This is a genomic window from Bradyrhizobium sp. LjRoot220, assembly GCF_964252915.1.
GTDB lineage: Bacteria > Pseudomonadota > Alphaproteobacteria > Rhizobiales > Xanthobacteraceae > Bradyrhizobium.
Genome location: NZ_CAXUPS020000001.1, coordinates 618,377 through 644,460 on the forward strand (window position 1 = coordinate 618,377; position 26,084 = coordinate 644,460).

Sequence of the window (26,084 nt, forward strand, 5' to 3'; positions counted from 1 at the left end):
TTGCTTCATTACGATGGCAATCCCGCACGTTACTCCATGAAGCTGACCGGCGCCGCGGTCGGTGCATTGCTTGCGGTTCTTGATGGCGTTGCGGAATATAAAAAAGCGGGCGGATTCACGCCGGAGTTTTTTGCCTGGGCTGCGAAGACGGCCGCTATCACGGCGGTTGCGATACCGCTCGTCGGCGCCTTGGCGAGCCTCGCTATCTCGACATCCCCGGTGTGGGGCACGGCAGGCGTCGTCGCCTTTATGGGCGCTGGCTTATATCTGGGCGTCCGAAGCGTAGCAGATAACCTCGTCCAGGCTTTCGCGAACGAGCCGAATTCAGTCATCTATAAATCGGCTTCGACTGTTCTCGGCTACATGAAGAGCTTTGAGGGCGCCGCCGGGGCATTCCTGAAAGAGGCGGCAAGTCTTCTTCCATCAGCGACGCAAGCCAAGCAGCTTTTGGCTGGCATAAACAATATCGCAATCGACACCTTTCAAATCGTGTCTGCCGGCGCGGCCGGATACACTTACAACGAAAAGAACGCGTGGCTCTGGGGGGCGGACGACGGCGTTCTTCTCGGCGGCGACAAAAACGATTGGCTGTTCCACTCCGGATACGGGACTGGATTTGGAGGAAAGGGCGACGATGTCCTCGTTGGACTTTTCCCGACGGTTCTCCGTGCGGGCGAGAAAATCGGCCCCGCTCCCGCGCAGGGGCAGCCGGACACGCGGCGCGTCGCACAAGAGGAGCTAACGCTCACCCTGGATGGCGGATCCGGAAATGATTGGGTCATTGTCGCCGGAGGAGAGAAGGCAACGACTGTCGGCGGACTCGGACGCGACTGGATCTACAACCGCTCGATGGGGGGCATCGTCTTCGGCGATACAATCGACGGACGCGACCCCGAGACCGGTCAGCAGGTCGAGGACAGTGCGGCAAACAGCGACAATTTCTGGTATTCGCCCAATACCGTCATCAAGGATGCGCAGCATCATGACGTTCTCAAGTTCTATGGACTGAGTCTCACCGGCGGCAATGCCGAGGGTGGCATTGCCGGTCTTCTGGCGTTCGGTGGCGTTGGTGCTGCCGTTGGCATGGCCAATTTCGCGTATTCGGTGGCGCAGGGCGGCGGCAAATATGATCCGGCGAAGTCGATCTATTTCGATCATTTGTTCCCGTGGATGACCTACGTCTTCCGGCCCAACGCCAATGGCGGGCTGGACATGTTCGTCACCAACCAGTTCGACCAGCTGTTTACGGCGGTGTTCAGCGCCACCGCGAGCGAGTCCTACAAGGCGCAGCAGGCGCTCGATGCGCAAGGCATCCTCAAGGGCTGGATGAAGGTCGAGAACTTCGACCTCGTCGGCAGCTATATCGGATTCCAGCAGACGGAGCTCACCGGCCAGGGCGACTTCGGCATGGTGTTCAAGGCGGTCAATCCGATCGCCAATCTCATGACCATGCTCGAACCGCTCCTCGGGGTGTACGGCATTGCGATCGCCGCAAAGTATGGCGGCAACGTACTGATCGATCAGGCGGTGACCTTGGCCGCGGCCGCGACGCGATTTGCCAAGGGCATGAAGTGGGCCAGCGGCACCGATCCGCTGGTGATCGATCTCGACGGCGATGGCATCGAGACCACCGAGATCGGGGTCAGCCAGGTCTATTTCGACATCGACGGCGACCTGTTCGCCGAGCGCACCGGCTGGCTGAAGGGCGACGACGGCTTCCTGGTGCGCGACCTCAACGGCAATGGCGGGATCGACGACATCTCGGAAATGTTCGGCGGTGTCGGCCAGTCCGGTTATGCCCAGCTCGCGGCGCTGGATTCCAATGGCGACGGCAAGATCACGGCTGCGGATGTGCTGTGGTCCGAACTCAGGGTTTGGCAGGACTACGACCGCGATGGCGTGACCGATGCCGGCGAGTTGAAGACACTCGGCCAGCTTGGCATCGTCACGCTCGATCTCGGCGTGACCGCGACCAACGTTCTCACCCCGCAGGGGGCGCGGCTCACCGGATTCGGTGACGTCACGTTCGAAGACGGTGCCGTGCGTCAGATGTTCGATGCTATTCTGGCCTCGAACGATACCGACACGAGATACGCCGGCGAAGCCGGCCGGGCCGACTGGCAGTCCGGCACGACGCTGGATGTCAAGGGTTTTGGGCGGATCACCAACCTCGCCATCACCATGGCGAACGATATCGCGTTCGGCGAACTGGTGACGTCCGCCGCCGCGGCCATGACCACGCCAAAACTGCGCACGCTGGTCGCGCAGGTCGGCGACGTGCTCGGCGCCTGGGGCGCTGCGCTGGAGGAGACGCGCGAACTAACACCGGTGCTGGTCGGCCTCGATGGCAACGGCAAGGCCGTGCTGCTCGACCGCGGCGTCTATGTCGAGGACGCCCAGGGCGGCTATTGGACGCTGGCCTCCGGCGCGCCGGTGCTGGACGCGCAGGGCAACGCGATTGCGCGCGCGACGATGCAGGACGTGCTGGCGCAGGCCGCAGCCTCAGGCGCCGGCTGGCGCCTCGAGCAGACCTGGTCGCCGTCGGACCGCGAGCAGGCGGTGACCGACCGCGAGGCCGCGCCCTATCTGATGGGCGTCCTGAACGGGCGCGCCGTCATCTTCGACTACGGCATCCAGCAGGCCGACGGTACGTGGAAGCTGGCGTCCGATTCCGCGACCAGTTATGCTACCAAGGGTGATATTCTAGCGCTCGCGCATCCGCCCGGCACCGAATGGCGCACCGAAGAGATTGGCTTCAACCCCTATGCCAACCTTCCGGTCGAGGAGATCGGCGTGCGTTTTACCGACGGCATTGCCGTCGACTACACCGTCAAGGTGACGGATCAGGACGGCACCTTCTATGTCTGGGCGCGCAATCTCGATCGCGCCATCGAACTGGAATGGAAGACCGGCGACTCCAGAGAATTCAACCTGCGCAATTATGCGATCGACTTCGACACGCTCGACGAGGTGAACTCGACCGACGATTCCACCTACCGCGTCGAAATGCTGACGCCGGCGCAGTTCCATTTCGCGACCTCGCTGGGCGGCATCGATTTCCGCCCCGAGATGCTGACGGCGCAGCTCGACAATACGACCGGCCACATCGCCTATGCCGTCGGTCCCGGCGGCAGCGCCAACCTTTCGACCGATCCGGCGCAATACGTCTCCGGCATCGCGACCATGATCGACATGCTGCAGCCCGTGATGGAGCAGTATATCGCGACCTCGCGCCGCTATGCGGTCCGGATCGCCATGCAGGGCGGACTGAAGGATTTCTTCCAGGGCGTCAAATACGACATCGCCTCCGACAGCTACAAGCCGACCACGAACCGCGAACTGGCCCCGATGTTCGAGGCGATCTTCGGCGGTGCGCCGGCCAGCAATGCCGACGATGCCGTGTTCGATTACCTCGCCGAGTGGAACGGCATCCTGGCGCAGGTCTATCCGGACTATCGCCCCTCGGGTGAGGGCAACCTGACCGGCAGCACGCTCGCCGTCGACCAGGCCTTCATCATGCAGATGATGCTGCCGGCCTTCGAGACCGTCGGCGTCGATCTCGACATCCGCGGCGTCGCGCACGCGCTGTCGATCAGCGACGAGCGCATCATCACCCATGCGGCCGGCGACACCATCGTCAACGGCACCGATTCCGCCGATTACTTCTATATGACGGAGGGTACCCAGACGCTGCGCGGCGGCCTTGGCGCAGACTTCTACTTCGTCGGCCGCAACTCCGGCGACGATTTCATCGACGAAAAAGACCACGGCGACGGCGACCAGCTGCGCTTCACCGACGTGCTGTCGACCGACGTCAAGGCGATCCGTGACGGCGAGGATCTGATCCTCCAGATCCGCGGCCGCACCAACACCATCCGCCTGACCGACCAGTTCCTCGGCGAACGCAACGAGCTGTTGAGCAACGGCAAGCGGATGGATTCCGGCGTCAGCGCCATCGTCTTTGCCGACGGCGTGGCCTGGGACCGTTTCCGCATGTCGGTGGAAGTGCTCGACCGGGAGCGCGCCGCGGGACTGTTCAACGACAGCCTGATGGGCTCGGGTTCGGCCGATATCCTGTGGGGCGGCAAGGGCAACGACTACATGAGCGGCGGCGCCGGCGGAGACATCTATGTCTTCCAGGCCGGCGACGGACAGGACGTCATCGACGATCTCGGCAATTTCTCGTTCGGGCCGGTCAAGGCCGGCATCGACGTGCTCACCTTCAAGGCCGGCATCAATGCCGAGAATCTGAAACTGATCCGCGATGGCGAAAGCGCCAATCTCAAGATCGTCTTCCTCGACAATAACGGTGTTGCGACCGGCGACACGCTCGATATCCTCGGGCAATTCGGCGGCATCAGGCTGGGGCTCGGCCTGTTCTCCGAGGCGCTGAAGAGCAGCGACGGCCTCGACTATGTCGCGCCGAACCTGATCGAGCGCTTCACCTTCGACGACGGCTCCAGCCTCGATTTCACGCAGATTGTTCAGCAAGTGCTGGAGAACGCCAAGACCGCGGATGACGACGCGATCTACGGCATGATCAACAACAACAGCCTCGATGGCGGGGCAGGGGACGACTTCCTGTCCGGCAAGGAGGGCGACGACACCTATATCTACGGTCGAAACTACGGCCGCGACGTCATCATCGACAACGCGATTCCCGGGCTGTTCGATCCGCCGCAGCACGACAAGCTGCAGTTCGTCGACGCGATCCGCTGGACCGACCTCGATTTCCTGCGCGAGGGCGCCAGCGACACGCTGCGCATGCGCGTCAAGGGCACCAACGACGAAGTCATTCTGCAGGATTTCCTCGACACCGTTCCGATCCTCGGCTTCATCAACATCATCGAGGACATCGTGTTCGGCGACGGCACGACCTGGACCGGCTTCAAGCTGGCCCAGCATTACATCGACATCGCCAAGACCCTCGGCAACGACACCATCTACGGCTACGAGGAGCTGTCGGATTCCATCGATGGCGGGGCCGGCGACGACCGCCTGATCGGCTTCGGCGGCAACGACGTCTACCATGTCGCGATCGGGGGCGGGAACGACACCATCCTCGACAGCTCGGGCAACGACCAGCTCATTCTGGCCGGCATCGCCTCGAGCGACGTCGATTTCACCCGCACCGCACTCGACCTGATCATCACGGTCCGCGCCACCGGCCAGCGTTTCGTGCTGGAGAACCAGTATGTGCGCGACGGCGGACAGACCTTTGCTGTCGAAAACCTCGTCTTCACCGACCGCACCGTGTCGTTCCTCGACGTCAACCCTGAAGATATCGACCTGGTCGGCACCAACGGCGACGACGCCATCACCGGCTCGAATTTCGCCGAAACCCTCGACGGGCGCGCCGGCAACGATACGCTGACCGGCGGCGATGGCGGCGACATCTACAAGTTCGATGCCGGCTACGGCGAGGACGTCATCATCGACCGCCGCGTGCGCGCGAGCTGGTCGGACCGTCGCGGCGTACAGGTGCCGGTCGACGACGTGGTCCAGTTCGGCGGCGGCATCACCAGCACCGACGTCGTTTTCGTCAAGGACGGCGACGACCTTCTGATCACGATCACGGGGCGCACCGACACGCTGCGCATCCGCAACCAGTTCCGCGATGCGGAGGACGGCATCGAGCTGTTCCGCTTCTTCGACGGTTCCACCATCAAGATCTCCGATGTCGAGCAACTGCTGCAGATCGCCGGCGGCAACCGCGGCGACAACACCATCGTCGGCCTGCTCGATCAGGAAAACGTGCTGGACGGACGCCAGGGTGACGACTCGCTTACCGGCGGCAACCGGGCCGACACCTATGCGTTCTCGGCCGGCTATCGCTTCGACCGCATCATCGAGCAGGCGGACGCGGCCGGCATCATCGATCGCGTGGTGTTCGGCGCCTCGGTGCGTCTCGAGGACATTATCGTCCGCCGCAACGGCAACGATCTCCTCATCGATCTCGGCAGCGGCCTCGATGTGCTGACCATCGTCAATGGCCTGTCGACCACCCGGGTCGAGCAGTTCGAGTTCGCCGACGGGCGGATTCTATCGATCGAAGCCATCATCGACCGCATGCTGACCGGCACCGCGGCCGACGATCACCTGATCGGGTTCGACAACCGCAACGATACGCTTGCGGGCGGCGCCGGGCTGGACGCGCTCGAAGGCGGGCTCGGCAACGACACCTACAAATTCGGCATCGGTGACGGCAGCGATAGCGTCTACGACACCGGCGGAATCGACAAGGTCGTGTTCGGCGAGGGCATCACCCCCGAGCTGATCCAGTTCCGCAACATTGACGGCGACCTGCTGATCACGATCGGCAACGGCACGGACCGCCTCGCGATCCTTTCCGGCTACAGCGCCAAGCCGGTCGAGAGCTTTGTCTTCGCCGACGGCACGACGCTGTCGATCGAAGAGGTGCGCGGCATCATCCGCGACGGATTGTCGAACGCCGGCCAGGATCGGGTCGACCTGCGCGAATTGCCGACAGACAGCCCGCTGCATCCCGGCGCCGGGCATGACCGTCTCATCCTCGGCCAAAACTCGCGCGTCGCTATCGGCGCGCTGGAAGGCATCGACAGCGTCGAGATGCCCTCCGGCGTCACCAGCGCCACGGTGGTGTTCGAGGCCTATGCGTCGAACGATGTGGCCGTCAGGCTCGCGGCGGTCGATTCCACGGACCTCATCGTCTCCTTCTCGTCGGGGAGCCAGCTCGTCATCAAGGGCGCACTCGGTGGCGGCAGCCTGCCCAGCCTCGAATTCGCCAATGGCGTTGTCTGGGATGCGGCGGCGCTGGTGCAGGCGGCGATCGCCAGCCAGGCGAGCGCAGGCAACGACGTCATCGTCGGTAGCAGCCGTGTGGATGCGCTTTCGGGCGGCACCGGCGACGATGCGCTGAGCGGTGGCGCGGGCAACGACAGTTATAGCTTCACGCGCGGCGATGGCCGCGACGTTATCGACGACAATTCCGGCAACGACACGCTCGGCATCACCGGCTACCGGCCCGACGAACTGCGCGTTTCGCAGATCGATCCGGCGCGCAACGAACTCGTGCTTTCCTTCGCCGATTCCACCGACCAGATCGTGCTGCGCTACACCGGGGGCTGGAGCGGCGTCGATACCGTGCGTTTCAGCGACGGCACGACATTCACCCTCGACCAACTCCGCGACATGGCGGCGGCGGTCGGAACCTGGCAGGACGACCGCATCGTCGGCTCCGCGCGCAACGAGGCCTTCGAGGGCGGCGGCGGCGATGACGTCATCGTCGGCGGTGGCGGCGACGACATCTACCGGTTCAAGCGCGGCGACGGCCAGGATCGCATCGAGAGCAACGGCTCGGCCGACGGCAAGGGGACGCTGGTGTTCGGCGCGGGCCTTGTGCTGGAAGATATCGTCGCGACCCGTGACGCCGACGGCAACATCGTGCTGTCGATCCGCGACACCGACGACCGCATCACGCTGGTCGATCCGCCCGGCGACACCGATCCCGTCCTGGCGAAACTTCTCTTTGCGGATGGCCGCAGCCTGAGCTACCGGGCGCTTGCGGCTTCGCTCGTGTCGACCGATCGCGATGACCACGTCATCGTGCCCGCCGATATCGCGACCCCCGGTATCGGCTCGGAGATCTTCGGCGGCCTCGGCAACGACCGCGTCGAGGGCGGCCGCGGCGCCGACGTCATCACCGCCGGTAAGGGCGACGATCTGCTGGAAGGCGGCAGCGGCGCCGACATCTATTATTTCGGACGCGGCGACGGCCAGGACACGATCTCCGACGTCGAGATCACGGATGCGTCCAGGGTCGACAAGGTGCATTTTGCTGCCGGCATTCTTCCGACCGACATCCGCATCCTGTCGGTCGGTCCGAACGACCTCGTGATCGGCATTGCCGGAAGCGACGACCGTCTGACGCTGAAGGATATGTTCCGCGGCGGCACCGCCTCAACCGACTACGGCGTCGAGCAGTTCGAATTCGCCGATGGCACGGTCTGGCAGCTCGCCGATATCTATTCGCACGCGGCCGCCTCGACCGGGACCGGCGCCGATACGATCGATTTCGGTTCGCAGATCGATATTGCCGCGACCCTCGACGGCGGCGCGGGCGACGATGCTCTCGCCGGCGGCATCGGCGACACGACTTACCATTTCGGGCGCGGCTACGGCCGCGACACCATCCGCGAAGGCGCGAACTGGACAGGGTCCAACGACACGCTGCGCATCGCGAGCGGCATTGCGCCGGCCGATGTCGTCGTCATCCGCGACGGTGACGACATCGTGCTGCGCCTGGTCGGCAGCGACGACCGGCTGACGATTATTGGCCAGGCAACGGCGAGCGCGCCGCAGATCGACGTGGTGCGCTTCAACGACGGCACGCAATGGAACGCGGCAGCGCTGCTGGCGCGCGCGTTGGCGCCGGACGCGGCCGAGCGCGTGCTGCATCCCACCAGCCCCTCGACCGATCCCTTTGCCGATCCGATCTTCGCGGATGCCAATCCGGGATCCGGCGGCGGCGGGACGTCGGCATCCTCGACGATCGGCCTTGCACTCCATGAGATCCTCGCGCAGCCGATTGGCGGTCCCGCGGTCGTCGGCTCTGCCAGTTCGTTGGGGAACGGCACCTATCAGCTGACACCGAACTCCGGCAACATGGTAGGCGCGGTCTGGGGGACCGTCGACCTTGCGAACAGCGTCGTCTGGAAGACGAGGATGTTCTTCGGCGCCAACGAAGGCGGCGCCGATGGCTTCTCCTTTGCGGTTCAGAACACCGGACCCGGCGCGATCACCGGTGCCGGCGGCGGGGGGATGGGCGCGCTGGTTCCAGGCTCGTTCGGGATCATTTTCGACACCTCGGGGCAGGCCTCCGATTTCAGCCAGTTCGTCCTCAACGGCCAAACCGGCAACAACAGTTTCGACCCGCGGCACGACTTCGCCCAGCTCGAGGACGCCGCCTGGCACGACGTCGTTATCGCCTGGGACGCGGCGACCAAGACCTTCACCTACAGCGTCGACGGAACGCAGATCGGCACCAAGTCCTACGATGTCGTCGGCAGCCTTTTCGGCGGCGATACCACCGTTTGGTACGGCTTCGGAGCTGCGACGGGAGGAGCAACCAACGATCAGCAGGTCCAGATCGTTTCGGTTGCCCACCCCGAGGCTGCGAGTGTCGATCCGTCGACGGTGGGGACGATCGAGCATATCGGCTCCGGTCTGTTTGCGCGGACACTCGCCGGCGCGGCGGAACGGAACACCTACAATGTCTTCGTGCCCCTCGCGCGCTGGGGCGAGGGCGTCGATGTCATCTCCAACTTCAAGAGCGGCGATACCGGCGATACCTTAAGCATTGCCATTGCCAACGGACTGCCGGGAACGCTGCTGGCACGCTCCGAGGGCCCCGATACACTGATCTATTTCGCAGAGCAGGGAACGCAGCGCTTTGCCGATGCGCGGCTGCTGTTGCGCCTGGCCAACGTCGCGCCCGCCAGCCTGACCGGCGTTAATTTCGGCGGCGTGCCATTCACGGTTGTCGCCAACCAGACCTTGAGCGCTATTGGTTCTGCCCCTGTTCAGGGCGGATGGGGCGACGACACGTTCTCAGCGGATGAGACTGCCAACACGCTGTCCGGCGGAGCCGGCAACGATACCGTGACGGACGCCCGTGGCGGCAACGATACCCTGATCGGCGGGACGGGCAACGACTGGCTCCGCGGCGGCGGTGGCAACGACACCTACGTGTTCAACCGCGGTGATGGCCAGGACATCATCAGCGATTGGAACTACGGCACCGACACCATCCAGTTCGGCGCCGGCATCACGGCCGCCGATCTTGTGGTGACGCAAGGCAGCAACGGCGAAGATCTCATCATCGCGATCGCGGGGACCGACGACAGGATCACGATCCAGCGCGGCATCAGCACCGACTGGAATCGGATCGAGCAAGTGAGCTTCGTCGGCGGCAGCACGCTCAGCTACGCCCAATTGCTTGAACAATCGACAGCGCCGACCACCGGCGACGACATTTTCGCCGGAGACCAGTTTGCCAACACGCTGTCGGGTGGGGCCGGCAACGATACGATTCTGGATGGCCGCGACGGCAACGATACCCTGACCGGCGGAACCGGCAACGACTGGCTGCGCGGCGGCGGCGGTAACGACACCTATGTGTTCAACCGGGGTGACGGTCGGGACATCATCACCGACTGGAACTACGGGACCGACACCATCCAGTTCGGCGCTGGCATCACGGACGCCGATCTGGTGATCACGCAAGGCAACAATGGCGAAGACCTCATCATCGCGATCGCGGGGACCGACGACCGGATCACGATCCAGCGCGGCATCAGCACCGACTGGAATCGGATCGAGCAGCTGAGCTTCGTCGGCGGCAGCACGCTCAGTTACGCGCAAATGCTCGAACGATCGATAGTGCCGACCACCGGCGACGACATTTTCGCCGGAGACCAGTTTGCCAACACGCTGTCGGGTGGGGCCGGCAACGATACGATATTGGATGGCCGCGACGGCAACGATACCCTGACCGGCGGAACCGGCAACGACTGGCTGCGCGGCGGCGGCGGTAACGACACCTATGTGTTCAACCGGGGTGATGGTCAGGACATCATCACCGACTGGAACTACGGGACTGACACCATCCAGTTCGGCGCCGGCATCACGGCCGCCGATCTTTTCGTGACGAAAAGCAGCAACGGCGAAGACCTCATCGTCGCGATCGCGGGGACCGACGACAGGATCACGATCCAGCGCGGCATCAGCACCGACTGGAACCGGATCGAGCAACTGCGCTTTATCGACGGCAGCACGCTCAGCTACGCCGACATGCTGGCGCTGACGGCCGCCAACGACCTGAACGGACTGACCGCAATCGGCGTGGCGACGGGCAACGGTATTGTCGGCGAAGATGCAGCCGAAATCCTCGATGCGTCCGCCTATTCCGTTGGCGTCGTGCTGGATGGGCGCGGCGGCTACGACAATCTCAACGGCAGCGCCTATGCCGACATCCTGATCGGCGGCGCCGGCAACGACACCCTGACGGGTAACGCCGGCGCGGACACCTATCGCTTCTCGGCCGGTTTCGGCCAGGATGTCATCCAGGACTACACCTGGAACGGCACCAACAACATCATCGAGTTCGACTCCTCGTTCTCGATCGACGATTTCGTGCTGGAGGCGTCTGTCTCGGACAACGGCAACGGCACCTTCGACTTCGGGCAGGCGCGGCTGCGCTTCACCGGCAGCGACGACCAGATCTCCATCAGTGATCTGGATTCGATCGAGCAAATCCGCTTTGCCGACGGCACCGTGCTCAATAAGCAGCAGATGGTGGCCCGGGCGATCGGCTATACGGACAACGATCGCTACGTATACGCGTCGAATGTAACAGTCGCGGATACCCTCATCGGTACGGCGAAAGACGATCGGCTCGACGGTCGTGGCAATGTCGATTCCCTGAGCGGTGGCGCCGGCAACGACACTCTCTATGGCGGCAGTGAAGACGACATCCTGATTGGCGGAACCGGCAACGACTATCTCTCGGGCGATGAAGGTGCCGATGTCTATCGTTTCTCGGCGGGCTTCGGCCATGACGTCATCTGGCCCGGCGAAAGCGGGCTCGACTGGGTCGAATTCGATTCCAGCCTGACACCGGCCGATATCGAGCTGCAGCAGCCCTATGAGCGTTGGGAGGGCGGCGGCCTGACCGAAACCTTGCTCATTCGGGTGATAGGCACCGAAGACGTCATCGAAATCTCCTACGCCCTCGGCGAGGAGTCGTTCCAGGGCATCGCCGGCATCCGCTTCGCGGACGGAACGATCTGGACGATGGCCGACATCACCAACGCCGTGGTGCCGACGCCTGGAATCGCCATGCAAGGCGCTGTCGCGGACGATACGCTGACCGGCACGGCGACCGCCGACTATCTCGATGCTGGCGGTGGCGAAGACACCCTTGTCGGCGGAGCGGGCGACGACAACCTATGGAGCGGAAACGGCGACGACATCCTCGATGGCGGAGCGGGCAGTGATTATCTCGCGGGCGGGAACGGCTCGGATACCTATCGCTTTTCCGCTGGTTTCGGCAATGACGAAGTCAGTGATAGCCGTCAAGCGGGTTCGGTGAATGCGATTGTTTTCGATTCGACAATCGCGGCCGCCGACATCGCCGTCTATTTTTCGCACGACAGCTATGATTTGATCCTGAAGTCGGTCGTTACCGGCGACTCCATCCTCATCTCCGGCGCCTATGGGGACGAAGCGTCCGGCATCGACGAAATCCGTTTCGATGACGGGACGATCTGGACCCGCGACCAACTCATTGCCAATGCCGTCGAACTGCCGGGCAGCCTGATCGCGGGAGATGCGACCGATCAGACGATCAACGGAAGCGCCTTCGACGATGACATCGAGGGCGGTGACGGAAACGAGATCATCGTCGGTGCGGCCGGCAACGACTATATCTATGCAGGCAGCGGGAATGACATCCTGATCGGCGGGGCCGGCAACGACCTGATGATCGGAGACTTCGGCGATGACACCTATCGCTTCTCGGCCGGCTTTGGCCTCGATCGCGTTTCCATGTCGTATTACTACGGCGGAGACAGCGATGTCCTCGAGTTCGACGCGACGATCGCCGCGGCGGACGTTCACCTGACCCTTCAGGGACGCGATTTGTCCTGGGGCGCGCTGCTCACCATCGACGGCAGCACGGACCAGATCATGCTCGGCAACATCGACGAGCTTGATGAAATCCATTTTGACGACGGTACCATCTGGACCTACGCCGACATCCTGTCACGCGTTCAGCCATGGCTGGGCGTCGAGCTCTACGGCGACCAGGGCACCGAGATTCTGGGAACCAGCGGCTGGGATCGGTTGTCGGCCAACTACGGCCTGGCTTCCCTTATCGTGGGCTATGCCGGCGACGATTTGCTCAATGGCTCCCAGGCCGATGACATATTGGATGGTGGAACCGGCGACGACTTGCTGGCGGGCGACTTTGGGGTGGACACTTACCGCTTCTCGGCTGGCTTCGGCCAGGATTTGATCTACGAGCGGGGAGAGGTCACCCACATCGTCTTCGACGCGACGATTTCGTTCGGCGACATCATCATCGAGCACGAGCGTACCGGCGGCGATTTCCCCCAGGAAGTCGTGATCCTGCGCGTAACGGGGACCGAAGACCGCATCACGTTGGAGGGCGGCTTAAACGACAGCGACTACGACATTCGCTTTGCCGACGGCACGGTATGGAATTCCGCCGACATCATGGCGCGCTGGAGCCCAATCGACCGCCCGTACCAGTCCGGCGATCAAGGCGGTCCGATCATCGGCGGAACGACCAACGACACGATGGAGGGCTCCGATAGCAACGACATCATCGAAGGACGCGGCGGCAACGACAGCCTGTCCGGCTACTACGGCAACGATGTCCTGATCGGGGGGACGGGCAGCGATCAACTTTATGGCGGCAGCGGCAACGACACCTACCGCTTCTCGGCCGGCTTCGGCGAAGATCGGATCTACGATTCTGCCTACGGCAATAATGTCATCGAGTTCGATGCGACGATCAATCCGGCTCAGGTGAGCGTTCTCTGCGATTCGTCCGATCTATGGGGCAACTTCTATCTGTCCTTTGCCGGGACCGAGGATCGGATCTGGATTTCGCGCAACGCGCACGATGCGGTGATCTCGGAAGTCCGGTTTGCCGATGGCGCGGTGTGGACCGCCGCCGACCTCGAGGCGCGTCTGGCCTATTCGGACAGACCCACGATCACCAGCTCCGCCGCCGGCGCGCAAATGTCCGGCACCGCCGGCAGCGACACGCTGACCGGCACCGCGGGCCCGGACGAAATCAACGGTGAGGGCACCGTCCAATGGCGGCAGGTCGGCGACAACCTCCTCGTCAATGGAAGCTTCGAGCAGCGTGCCGCCGATGCCAGCGCGCAGAGCTTTGGCTACTCGGCGACCACCATGCCGGGCTGGACCAGGGTCAACAGCAACCAGCCGGCGACGACGCAGGGTTTCGAACAGGTCAATTCCGGCTTCAACAATGTCGTCGCGACCGACGGCAGCTATTGGCTCGATCTCGACGGAACCGGCACCGGAGGCGGCAACAGCAACCTGCACATCGTGCAGGATGTCACCGGCCTTGCCGAGGGCGAAACCCTCCTCGTGCAGTTCGACCATGCCAACCGCACCTACGATGCCAACGGCTCGTTCGAAGTGCTGTGGAACGGTGTCGTCGTCGCGACCTTCGCGAACAGCTACACCGCCATGATGCATTCCAGCATCCTGGTGACGGCAGCGGCTGGAACCAACCAACTCGGCTTCCGCAGCACCGGGTACGCGGACTCAACCGGCGCCTCCCTCGACAATGTGAAGCTCACGCGCGCGGAATCGGTTGCCAGTTCGGCAGTCGGCAACGACGTCTTGTCCGGCCTCGACGGCAACGACCTGATCCGGGGCGGTGCCGGCAACGACACGATCTCCGGAGGCAACAACAACGACACGCTCTACGGCAATGGCGGCAACGACGCCATCAACGGCGATGCCGGCACTGACATCCTGATCGGCGGCACGGGTAGCGACAGTCTGGCCGGCGGGGCCGGCAACGACGTCTACCGCTTCGCAGCCGGCGATGGCCAGGACACGATCACCGATGCGTCGGGCATCGACCGGATCGAATTCGGCGCCGGAATCGACCCGGCCGACGTCACCGTCGCGCTGATCGGCAATTCGTCGACGCTCGCGATCACCTTCCGCAACAGCGACGACCGCATCACCATCACCAATGGATCGGCGACCGACGGCAGGGCCATCGAGAGCCTCAGCTTTGCCAACGGCACCGTCTGGAATTTTGCCGACATCGCGGCGCGATGGAAGACGCCGACCTCGGGCGCCGACATCATCCTCGGGACGAGCGAAAGCGAGACGCTGGCGGGCGGCGCAGGCAACGATAGCCTGTTCGCCTCCGGCGGCACCGACACGCTGCTCGGCGAAGCCGGCGACGACGCCCTGACCGGCTCGGACGCCGCCGATATCCTGGTCGGCGGGACTGGCAACGACACGCTTCTCGGCAGGTACGGCGATGACACCTATCGCTGGGGCCGCGGCGACGGCAACGACACGCTCACCGACTACGGCGGGGTCGACCGCATCGAGATCGGCGCCGGAGTCACGCCTGACGACGTCAAGGTCACCGTGGTCGACACCTGGAATCTCGTGCTGCGGATTCGCGACACCGGCGAGGAGCTTCGCCTCACCGATGTACTGCGCTACACGGATTACGCCATCGAGAGCGTCGTTTTCGCTGACGGTACCGTCTGGACGGCGACCGAACTCAGGAACCAGTCGTTCACCGGCGGTGAGGGTGCCGACACCACGATCGGAACAAGCGAGGCGAACCGTCTCGAAGGGCGGGGCGGCAATGACAGCCTCACCGGCCTTGGCGGCGCTGATATCCTGCTCGGCGGTGACGGCAACGACACACTGAATGGCGGCACCGGAGACGATCGCCTGGTCGGCGGCCTGGGCAGCGATACGCTCACCGGCGGCACCGGTGTCGACACTTATGTGTTTGCGGCCGGCGACGGCTCCGACACCATCACCGAGGCCGGTGACGCGACGACCGATACCTTGCGGATCGAAGGTTACAGTCTGTCGCAGATCCGCTTCGGCGCGCTCGGGCAGGATCTCGTCATCCGCTTCTCCGGAAGCACCGACCGCATCATCGTTCGCAACGGTTTAGCGGCCAGCGTCGGCGACCTCGTCGATGCCTTCGAGATTGCTGACGACAGCGTCACGCTGTCGCTCGCCGACATCCGCTCCCGTCTCGTCGATGACGTCGCCGTCAGCGGCGAATGGCTGGTCGGCGGTGCGACCGACGATACGCTCACCGGGGGCAATGGCGACGATTATCTGAGCGGCGGGGACGGGGCCGACAGCCTCGTGGGCGGCGACGGCAACGATCATTTCGCCGACCTTTCCGCCGACAGCGCCGTCGACACCCTGACCGGCGGCGCCGGCCGCGACACCTACTACTTCCTCCCGGTGCGGCAGGGCGCGGAGCCTGTTGTCGCCGATATCATCACCGACTTCCAGGCCGGAGCCGGCGGCGACGTCATTCGCCTGATGTCCAGCAATCCGAATCCGTTCGAGGGCGGTGGCATCTGGCTGGCGCAATCGGGAAGCGACACCGTCGTCATGATGCGCGCGACATCGGGGCCCGATCAGGTGCTGCTGCGCCTGCTGGGCATCGACGCCACGACGCTGACATCGGCGAATTTCGACGGCGTTCCGGTCGCCATCGACAACTCGATCAACATCAATGACGACGATGCCGGCCATCTCCTCGACGGCAGCGCGCTCGATGACCGCATCTTCGGCAATGGCGGCGACGATACCATTCGCGGCTTTGCCGGGAACGACCGGCTCGCCGGCGGCGCCGATAACGACATCGTCGATGGCGGATTCGGCAATGACCTGATCGCCGGCCAGGCGGGCGCCGACCATATCATCGGCGGTAGCGGCAGCGACGTCATGTCGGCCGGCACCGGTGACGATGTCGTCATCGGGTTCGGCGACGGCAGCCTCGCGACCGATACCGACGTGTTCGAAGGCGGCGAGGGCGATGATCGCCTCGAAGGCGGCACCGGTACCGACATCTACCGCTTCGCGCGCGGCGACGGGCGCGACACTGTCGTCGATCTCGGCGGCAGCGACCGCATCGATCTCGCCGCCGGTATCGTTGCCGGCGACGTCAGCGTCGTGCAAGTCGGCCGCGACATCGAATTGCGCATCGCCAATGACGGCGGCCGTATCCGCCTGACCGGTGCGCTCGACGGGACTACCGCCATCGAGACGATCGCCTTCGCCGATGGCAGCACGTGGAATTGGAGCCAGGTGCTGACACGATCCCTGCCGGGATCGGCCGGCGACGACACGCTCAGCGTTCCCGTCACCTTCGAGAACGACCTCATCACCCTCGACGGCCTGGCGGGCAACGACGTCCTGCACGGCGGCGGCGGCGCCGACATCCTGATCGGCGGCACCGGCAATGACACCCTGAAAGGCGGTGCCGGCGACGATACCTATCTGTTCGCCCGCGGCGACGGTCAGGACACCATTCTCGACACGGCCGGCACCAACACGCTCAGCTTTGCCGCCGGCATCCTGGCGGCCGAGGTGCGCGTTGTGCGCGGAGCCACCAATCTCGTCCTCGAGATCGTCGGCACCGGCGACCGCATCGATCTCGGCTCGCCGGCGACGCCGGGCATGGGCGTTTCGCGCGTCAGCTTTGCCGATGGCACGGTCTGGACCGAGGCGACGCTGATCGCGATGGCGCGGGCTGCGACGGATGGCGATGACGTCATCCGGGGAGACGATCTCGACAATGTGCTTGCCGGCGGAGCCGGCGACGATACCCTGATCGGCTACGCTGGAACGGATGCACTCGACGGCGGCACGGGCAACGATCGCCTCGAAGGCGGCAGCGGCGACGACACCTATTTGTTCTCGGCCAATGCCGGTCACGACCGCATCGCCGATAGCGCCGGCAATGACACGCTGTTGCTGGCCGCGGACATTGCGTCATCAGACATAACGGTCTCGCAGAGCCGGGACGGCGCCCACTTCACGCTGATCGTCAAGTCGACCGGCGCGCGCGTCACCATCGAGAACGCGCTAGGCGCCGGCGGAACCGAACAGATCCGCTTTGCCGACGGTACAGTCTGGACGACCGCCGACCTGATCGCGCGTGCGCCGAGCTTCGATGATGACGTGCTCACCGGGGATGCCGGCGCCAACGTCATGATCGGCGGGCTTGGAAACGATCACCTGTCCGGCGTCGCAGGCAGCGACATCTACCGCTTCGCCCGCGGCGACGGCAGCGACGTCATCGCCGACAGGTCGTCCTCGACGGGCGACCGGCTCGAGATCTCAGGCTATACCGCCGCCGAGATCAGCTTCCATCGTCTGGCCGCCGACAGCGACGATGTCGCCATTCGCTTTGCCGGTACCACCGACCAGATCGTCATCGTCGATGCGCTCGGCGCCAACTTTGCCGGGGTCGAGACGGTCGCGCTCACGGACGGGACGCAGTTCACCGTCGCCGACATGCGTCTGGCGATCCTCGCCAGCTTGTCGACCGACGGCAACGACATCATCATCGGCACCGATGGCGCCGACACGCTGATGGGCGGCAAGGGCAGCGATCTTGTCCAGGGTGGCTACGGCAACGACACCTATGTCTATCGGCGCGGCGATGGCGACGACCGGATCGATGCGATTTTCTCCGGAACGGACGTCCTGAGTCTCACCGACTACAATGCTGCGGATGTGGTCTCTGCGGTTCGCGCCGGTCCCGACAGCAACGATCTCGTGCTCACCTTCGCCGGGGCCGGCGATCGCGTGGTGCTGATCGACGCCCTGATCTGGTCCAACAGCTCGTTTAACGGCCTTGCGGTGCGTTTTGCCGACGGTACGGTCTGGAACCGCGATGCGATGCGCGCCCGTGCGCTGTCCGACATCGATGGGTTGGGCAACGACAACGTCTACGGTTTCGACGGCGCTGACGGCTTCGCCGCGCGGGCAGGCAATGACCTGCTCTCGGGTGCCGCGGATGCCGACAGTTACGCGTTCCGTCGCGGCGCGGGCAACGATACGATCGTCGATTCCGGCACGTCGGGAACCGATACGGTCCAGATTCTCGATTTCGCATCCACGGATGCGAGTGTCGAGCAGCTCTATCGCGGCTCCGAAGCCATCATCATTCGCTTCACGGGCAATAGCGCCGACAGCCTGACGGTGTTCGATGCGCTCTCGGTCGATGCCAAGGGCATCGAGAGCTACGTCTTCGCCGACGGCGTGACCTGGACCAAGGAAACCTTGAGGGAGTTGCTCGGCAACCGCGCACCGACAGCCATCGGTGACGGCTTCTTCTCCGTTACGACCGGCGTCGAACTGGTCATCGCGGCGGCCGACATCCTGCGCAACGACTTCGATGCCGATGGCGACGCGCTGACCATCATCGGCGTCGACGCGGGAACTTCCGGCGTTGCCACGATCGATGCCCAAGGCAACGTCCACTACACGGCGACCAACGGCTATTACGGTTCGGCCTCGATCACCTACACCATTGCCGACGGCCACAACGGATTTGCCACGGCCTCGATCGACCTCCGGGTGCGCCCGGTTGCGACCGCCTATCCCGACAGCGGCTTCACCGTCGCCGAAGACGGCTCGCTCGTGATCCGCGTCGAGCGGCTGCTGGCGAACGACCTCGATGGCGATCGCATGATCGTCGGCCAGGTGCTTGGTGCGGTGAATGGATCGGTCGCGCTGTCGAGCGATGGCAACATCTCGTTCACGTCGACCGCCAATTTCAACGGCACGGCCGAGTTCACCTATGTGGCGAACACCCCCGAGGGCGGCCGTGCCGAGGCAAAGGTCGTCATTCAGGTGACCCCGGTCAACGACGCGCCGGTAGCCCAAAACGATACCGCCGAGGCGATCGCTGAAGGCACGACCTTCACACTCGATCCGAGCACGCTGCTCGCCAACGACACGGATATCGACGGCGACGGGCTCATCATCCAGTCGGTCCAGTCCAACGCCGACGTCGCCGTGACGATCGGGGAGGACGGCCTCATCCACGTCGCGCCGCGCTCCTACTTCTGGGGCAATACATGGTTCGACTACGTTGTCTCCGACGCCAGTGGAGCGACCTCGACGGGCCGCGTGAGCTTCACGGTTACGCCGGTCAATGATGCGCCGGAGCTGCATGACGACCGTTTCGAGACCACCGATGCCGGCGATCCGATTCGCGAAGACAACCCGATCGTTATCAGCGCCGCACGTCTGTTTGCCAACGATATCGAGCACGACGGCGAGACGATGACGCTCACGGCCGTTCGCAACAGCCATGGCGGCACTGCGACGCTGCTCGAAAACGCGACGGTTCTGTTTACGCCGACCACCGATTTCAACGGCGATGCATGGTTTGAATATCAGGTCGACGACGGTCATGGCGGAATCAGCTGGGCGCGCGCGACGCTCGCCTATCAGGCGGTCAATGACCTGCCGGTCGCACGCGACGACAGTTACACCAATGCGACCTTGCCGATCCTGCGCGGCCTCGAAGACAATGCGATCGAAATTCCGATCATCGAGCTTCTGAAGAACGACTTCGATCCGGAAGGCTTCTCGGTTCAGTTCGAGAGCGCCGGCAACGCCGTCCATGGCGATATCGAGATTACCGACCACGGCACCATCATCTTCAGGCCCGACGCCGACTTCTGGGGCGAGGCGACCTTCAGCTACCTCGTTACCGACAATGAAGGCGCCGTCGACGGCGCCACGGTGACCATGTGGTTCGAGAATGTCGGCGATGCTCCGCCGGTCGCGCGCCGCGACGTCATCTATGTCAATGAGGATATCCCGGTCGTCATTCCGATTTCCGAACTACTCGCCAATGACACCGACATCGATCGCGATCCGCTGCGTCTGCTGGGTTGGCGTCTCTCGACGCCGCTCGATGCGCTGATTTTCGGCGGCGATGCCGGTCAGAAGCTGAACGGCACGATCGAGTACGACGGCAACGGCAATCTGGTGTTCACTCCCAACCGGGATGCGAGCCAGAGTTCGGGCTTTGTCTACAGGATCACCGACGATGCCGACGGCGAGGCCGAAGGCTATGTCGATATTATCGTCGTGCCGACCAACGACGATCCGACCGTCGGGCAGGACGACGGCTTCGTGACGCCGCTGGATGCGCCGCTCGTGCTGCGCGTCAGCGACCTCCTCAAGAACGACTACGACAGCGAGCAAGCCGACCACGACGGCGACGGCGTGATCGATGACGATCTGGACAATCCGAACCGGGCCCGGCCGACCTTCGTCGGCGTCGACGGCGTCTACGACGCGGAGGCGCTTGCCCTAGGCCAGCGCGTGCCGCGCGGGACGGCCGAGATCGTCGACTGGAACGGCGAGAAGTTCATCGTCGTGCGCTTCGCCACAGGCTTCACCGGCAATGTCGCGGTCGAATACCGGATTGCCGACACCGACGGTGCGACCGACACCGGCTTTGCGATGGCCTCGGTCGCCGACAGCTATAACGGACTGCTGCGCGGGACGGTGAAAGCAGACTACCTTGCCGGCACCGCCGGCGCCGACCTGATCCAGGCATTGGGTGGCAACGACTTCATCCTGGCCGGCGAAGGCAACGACACGATCGAGGCCGCCAGCGGCGACGATCGCATCGATGCAGGCTCCGGCGACGACTGGATCGACGGCGGCGACGGCGCCGACCACATCACGGGCGGCGACGGTTTCGACACGGTGAGCTTTGCGAATTCCGATGTCGGCCTGCGCGCCGACCTCGAATCCCGCGTCGGCCAGGGCGGCTATGCGCAGGGCGATACCTATCTCGGCGTCGAAGCGCTCGTCGGTTCGCAATTCGTCGACCAACTCGGCGGGGACGCCGGCGACAACCGGCTCGAAGGACTTGACGGCAACGACCTCCTCGAGGGGCGCGGCGGCAACGACACCTTGTTGGGTGGCGAGGGCGACGATCTCCTGAACGGCGGTGCAGGCGCGGATATGCTCGCCGGCGGGGCCGGCAGCGACACCGCTGACTACAGCTTCGGTTCGACCGGCGTTTCGATCTCGTTGGCGGCCGGCACCGCCAATGGTGGCGACGCCGAAGGCGATGTCCTGACCGGAATCGAGAACCTGACCGGCACCGATGTCGGCGACGTCCTGGAGGGCAATTCCGGCGCGAACATCCTGTCGGGTGGTCGCGGCAATGACATCCTGACCGGCGGCGCCGGTGATGACACCCTGATCGGCGGCCGCGACGCGGACCAGCTGATCGGCGGCGACGGCGTCGATATCGCCGATTACACGCTATCGGCCGAGGCCGTCATCGTCGACATGGCAAACGGCGCCGCCGGCGGCGGCGACGCCTTGGGCGATACCTTCTCCGGCATCGAAATCGTCCAGGGCTCCTATCACGACGACACGATCCGCGGCGACGGCGGTGACAACCGCATCCGCGGCGGGCGCGGCGCCGACGTCATCGACGGGCGGGGTGGCTTCGACATCGCCGATTACAGCCGTGCCGACGAGGGCGTGGCGGTCAATCTTTCGACGGGCCTCGGCACGTCAGGCGAGGCGGCCGGCGACCAACTCGCCTCGATCGAGATGCTCGTCGGCTCAGTCTGGGCCGACCAGTTCACCGGCAGCAGCGGTGATGACCGGTTCCAGGGCCTTCGCGGCAGCGACACGATCGCGGGCGGGGCGGGCTCGGACACCTATCTGTTCGGCTTCGACGACGGCGCAGACGTCATCGGCGAGCAGGGCGCGGAAACCGATGTCGACCGCCTGGTGCTGTCCTCGCCAATCGCGCCGAAAGACGTGTCGGTGATCCGCGAAGGCAACGACCTGCTGCTCGAGTTCGAACGGCAGGACGGCTTCCTCGTCGACACCGTGCGCGTGACCGACCACTTCCTCGGACGTGAGACCGGCATCGAGGAGGTCGTGTTCGGCAACGGGACGGTCTGGACGCGGGATCGGCTCGATGAGTTGCAGCAGCTTGGCCGCTTCAACGCCGCCGACGACATCGTGCACCTCGCCATCGAGGACGAGCCCGTCCTCATCGACCCGGCCACGCTGTTCGACAATGACGGCGATATCGATGTAGCAAACCTCACGCTCGTCGGCGTCTCCCAGCCGGTGAACGGCACCGTGCGCGTGCGCGAGGACGGCCAGATCGAGTTCCTCGGCGCGCAGGATTACAACGGCGACGCCTTCTTCTCGTACACGGTGCGCGACCAGTTCGGTCGCGAATCCACCGCCCGGGTCGAGGTCAATCTCTCGGCTGTCAATGACGCGCCGACCGCGGTTGATGACGCGCTGGTCTATGGGATCGAAGATCAGATCCTGCGGATCCGGATCGATACGCTGCTCGCGAACGATTTCGATGTCGATGGCGACGCCAATCTGGAAGAACTGCGCATCGTTTCGATCGCGCCGCTGACCAACGCGGGCGGACAGGCGATCGACGGCTACAAGCACCCTGACTACCGGTTCGAAGCCAGCAATGTGAGCGCGAACATCGACGGCGACTATATCGAGTTCAAGCTGCGGCCGGACTATTTCGGCGCGGCCGGCTTCGTCTACACCCTGACGGATGCCAGCGGTGCCACCTCGACGGCCAAGGTCGAGATCTCGATCTCGCCTGTCAATGACGCGCCGCGGGACCGCGACACCTATCGCTGGATCCGCCTCGGTCAGGACACGACAATCACCGTTGCCGACCTGATGGCCAATACCTTCGACATCGAGGGCGATAGCTTTACCTTCGTCGGCCTCCATGGCGGCATCGACGGCAATCCCGGCAACAATGGCGGCGTTATCTTCGACGAGGCGACCGGCACCATCACATTTACGCCCTGGTCGCTCGGCCTCGCCAGCATCGAATACGACGTCATCGATGCGCGCGGTGCGGCCGCAACCCTGACCTACGACTTCAAGGTCAAGCCGCTCAACGACGCGCCAAAGGCCCATAATGATTACGGGCTCAGGACGCTCGAGGATCAGGTCCTCATCATCGACCCGGCGACGCTGCTCGCCAACGACACCGATGAGAACAACGACACGCTGGTCATCGACAGCATCGCCCGGTTCGCCGACGGCGGTAAGGTCCGCCTGCGCGAAGACGGTATGATCGAGTTCCGGCCGACTGCCGACTACAACGGCGCCGCCGGCTTCGAATACACGATCAGCGACGGCCGTGGCGGCATTTCGACTGCCTATGTCGCCATCACGGTGATGCCGCGCAACGAAGTTCCGATCCTGCGCAACGACTTCGTGAGCGGCCTGGAAGACGGGCCGCTCTTCGTCATCCCCGGCGAGGCCTTCGGTAACGACATCGATCAGGACGGCGACGTGCTGTTCTTCAAGCGCACCACCGTGCTCGGCATCGTCGACCACCGCTACCTCTCGGCTGATTTCGAGGTCAGCGCTGCTATGGCCGATGGCTCGGCGCTGCCGTCGTGGCTGCATTTCGATCCCGACACGATGCGTTTCACCGGCGTGGCTCCGACCGGAATGGATCCGGTTTCCGTCGACGTCTGGATCAGCGATCCCGCCAACGGGCGGGTGTTCAATACCCGGTTCGAACTGACCGAGAGCAACGTCTCGGAAGGCTTCGACGCCCGGCCCGATGTCCTCGAAGGATACGAAATCCGGTCTCCGTTCGCGGTCGATTACGAATTCGACGCTGCCGACCTCGACGGGAATACGTCAGTCACGGCGGCTCTGGCCGACGGCTCGGCGCTGCCGTCCTGGCTCAGCTTCAACGCCGAGACGCTGCAATTCGTCGGGACGCCCCCCGAAGGAACGACCGATCCGATCGACGTCAGGATCACCTTCACGCGTCCGGCCGAGGGCGGTGGCGATCCGCTGGCGTTTACCGATAGCATGACGCTCGATCCGGCCGCACTGCCGACCGGTGTCACCTATGACAGCCAGCTTGCGCTGTTCGACACCAGCAACGGGACGATTTCGGCCTCGATCGCCGGCGGACGTCCGCTGCCGGAGTGGCTGTCATTCGATGCCGACACGCGCACGGTCAGCCTTTCCGGCTTTGAGCCGGATGCGGAGGCACAGCTCGCGCGCCTGCAGGTCGTCTTCACGCCGGCGCCGCGCGTCCTGCCGGATGGAACTTATGCGTCAAGCGATCGTGGCTTCACGCTGGAATTCGTCATCGATCCGCACGCCGATCTCGAAAGCCAGATGGATGCGGTCAACCAGGCGCTGGAAGGCAATGCCTATTTCGCGGACCAGGGCTTGTTCGCGCTCGACCTGAAGGGGGCGGGCCCGATCACGGCGACGCGCGAGAGCGGCGCGCCGCTGCCGGATTGGCTGACGTTCGACGCCACGACTTTTACCTTCTCCGGCATCCCGTCGCCCTCGTGGATCGGCGCTGTTCCGGTCCGCCTCGATATCGCCGCGGGCAACGGCCATCCGGCCATGTCGGTGATCACCGAAGCCGTGGTTGACGATACGTTCCGTGTCATTGAGATCGCCGCCTCCACGGTGCTCTCGCCAGAGCAGATTCGCCTGCTGGTCCCGGCGGACTTCAACGGCACCGTCGTGCTCCGCTATGACGCGACCGACGAGAAGGGCGGCATCTCTTCGAAGCCGGCACTGATCTTCTACGACATCAAGCCGACACGCGAGCGGCCGGATGCCGCGACCGACGCCCTGACCGGACGCGAGGGCGAAAGCACCCGCTTCGCGGTGACCGACCTGCTGCGCAACGACTTCGACCGCGACCGCGATGCGATGCGCATTCTGGCGCTGGGTCAGCCGGGCAACGGCTCCCTCGTCATCGAGCTCGCTCATGTCGAGATCGCGCCGCCGGCCGGACTTGGCCAACTCGATGGCGCGGTCTGGAGCGCGACGCTGGCTGACGGGTCGGCCTTGCCGTCCTGGCTCACGATCGACAGCGCGACCGGGATGCTCTCGGGCGACGTACCGCTGGCTTTTGCCGCGAGCCTCGGCATCCGCTTCACGCGGACGCTGGAGGGCGCCAGCCAGAGCGAAACGCTGACGCGGGCCTTCGATGGCAACGCCGGCGCTTATGCCGTCTATACGCCGACCGGTTCGTTCTCCGGCGATGATGGCTTCACCTATGTCGTCACTGACGATCGCGAGGGTACGTCGACCGGCTCGGCCGTCGTGCATGTTGCGGCCCTGAACGATCCGCCGACCCCCGTCGAAGATATTGTCGCGGCGATCGAGGATACGCCGCTTCTGATCGATCCGCAGACCCTCCTGGCCAACGACTTCGATGTCGACGGCAATCCGGTCCGCTTCGTCGACGTCGTCAACGCCAGGCACGGCACCGTCAGCTTCGACGGCACCAACATCGTGTTCACGCCGGACCACAATTTCGAAGGCGTTGCGTCCTTCGAATACATCGTTACCGACGATACCCACGGCTCGAGCACCGGCAAGGTGAAGGTCAACGTCGCGTCCACCAACCGCGCTCCGATCGCCGCGACGGATGT

At 64.3% G+C, this 26,084-nt stretch carries 1 protein-coding gene (cut by a window edge); it reads left to right on the forward strand.

The window, feature by feature from the left end:
• On the forward strand, positions 1 to 26,084 hold the 5' portion of the coding sequence (locus ACSQ84_RS02690; protein ID WP_436210097.1) for a tandem-95 repeat protein. The gene runs 6,157 nt beyond the window's last position; the window shows 26,084 of its 32,241 coding nt (coding positions 1–26,084); the start codon lies at positions 1 to 3; its stop codon lies off the right edge, out of view.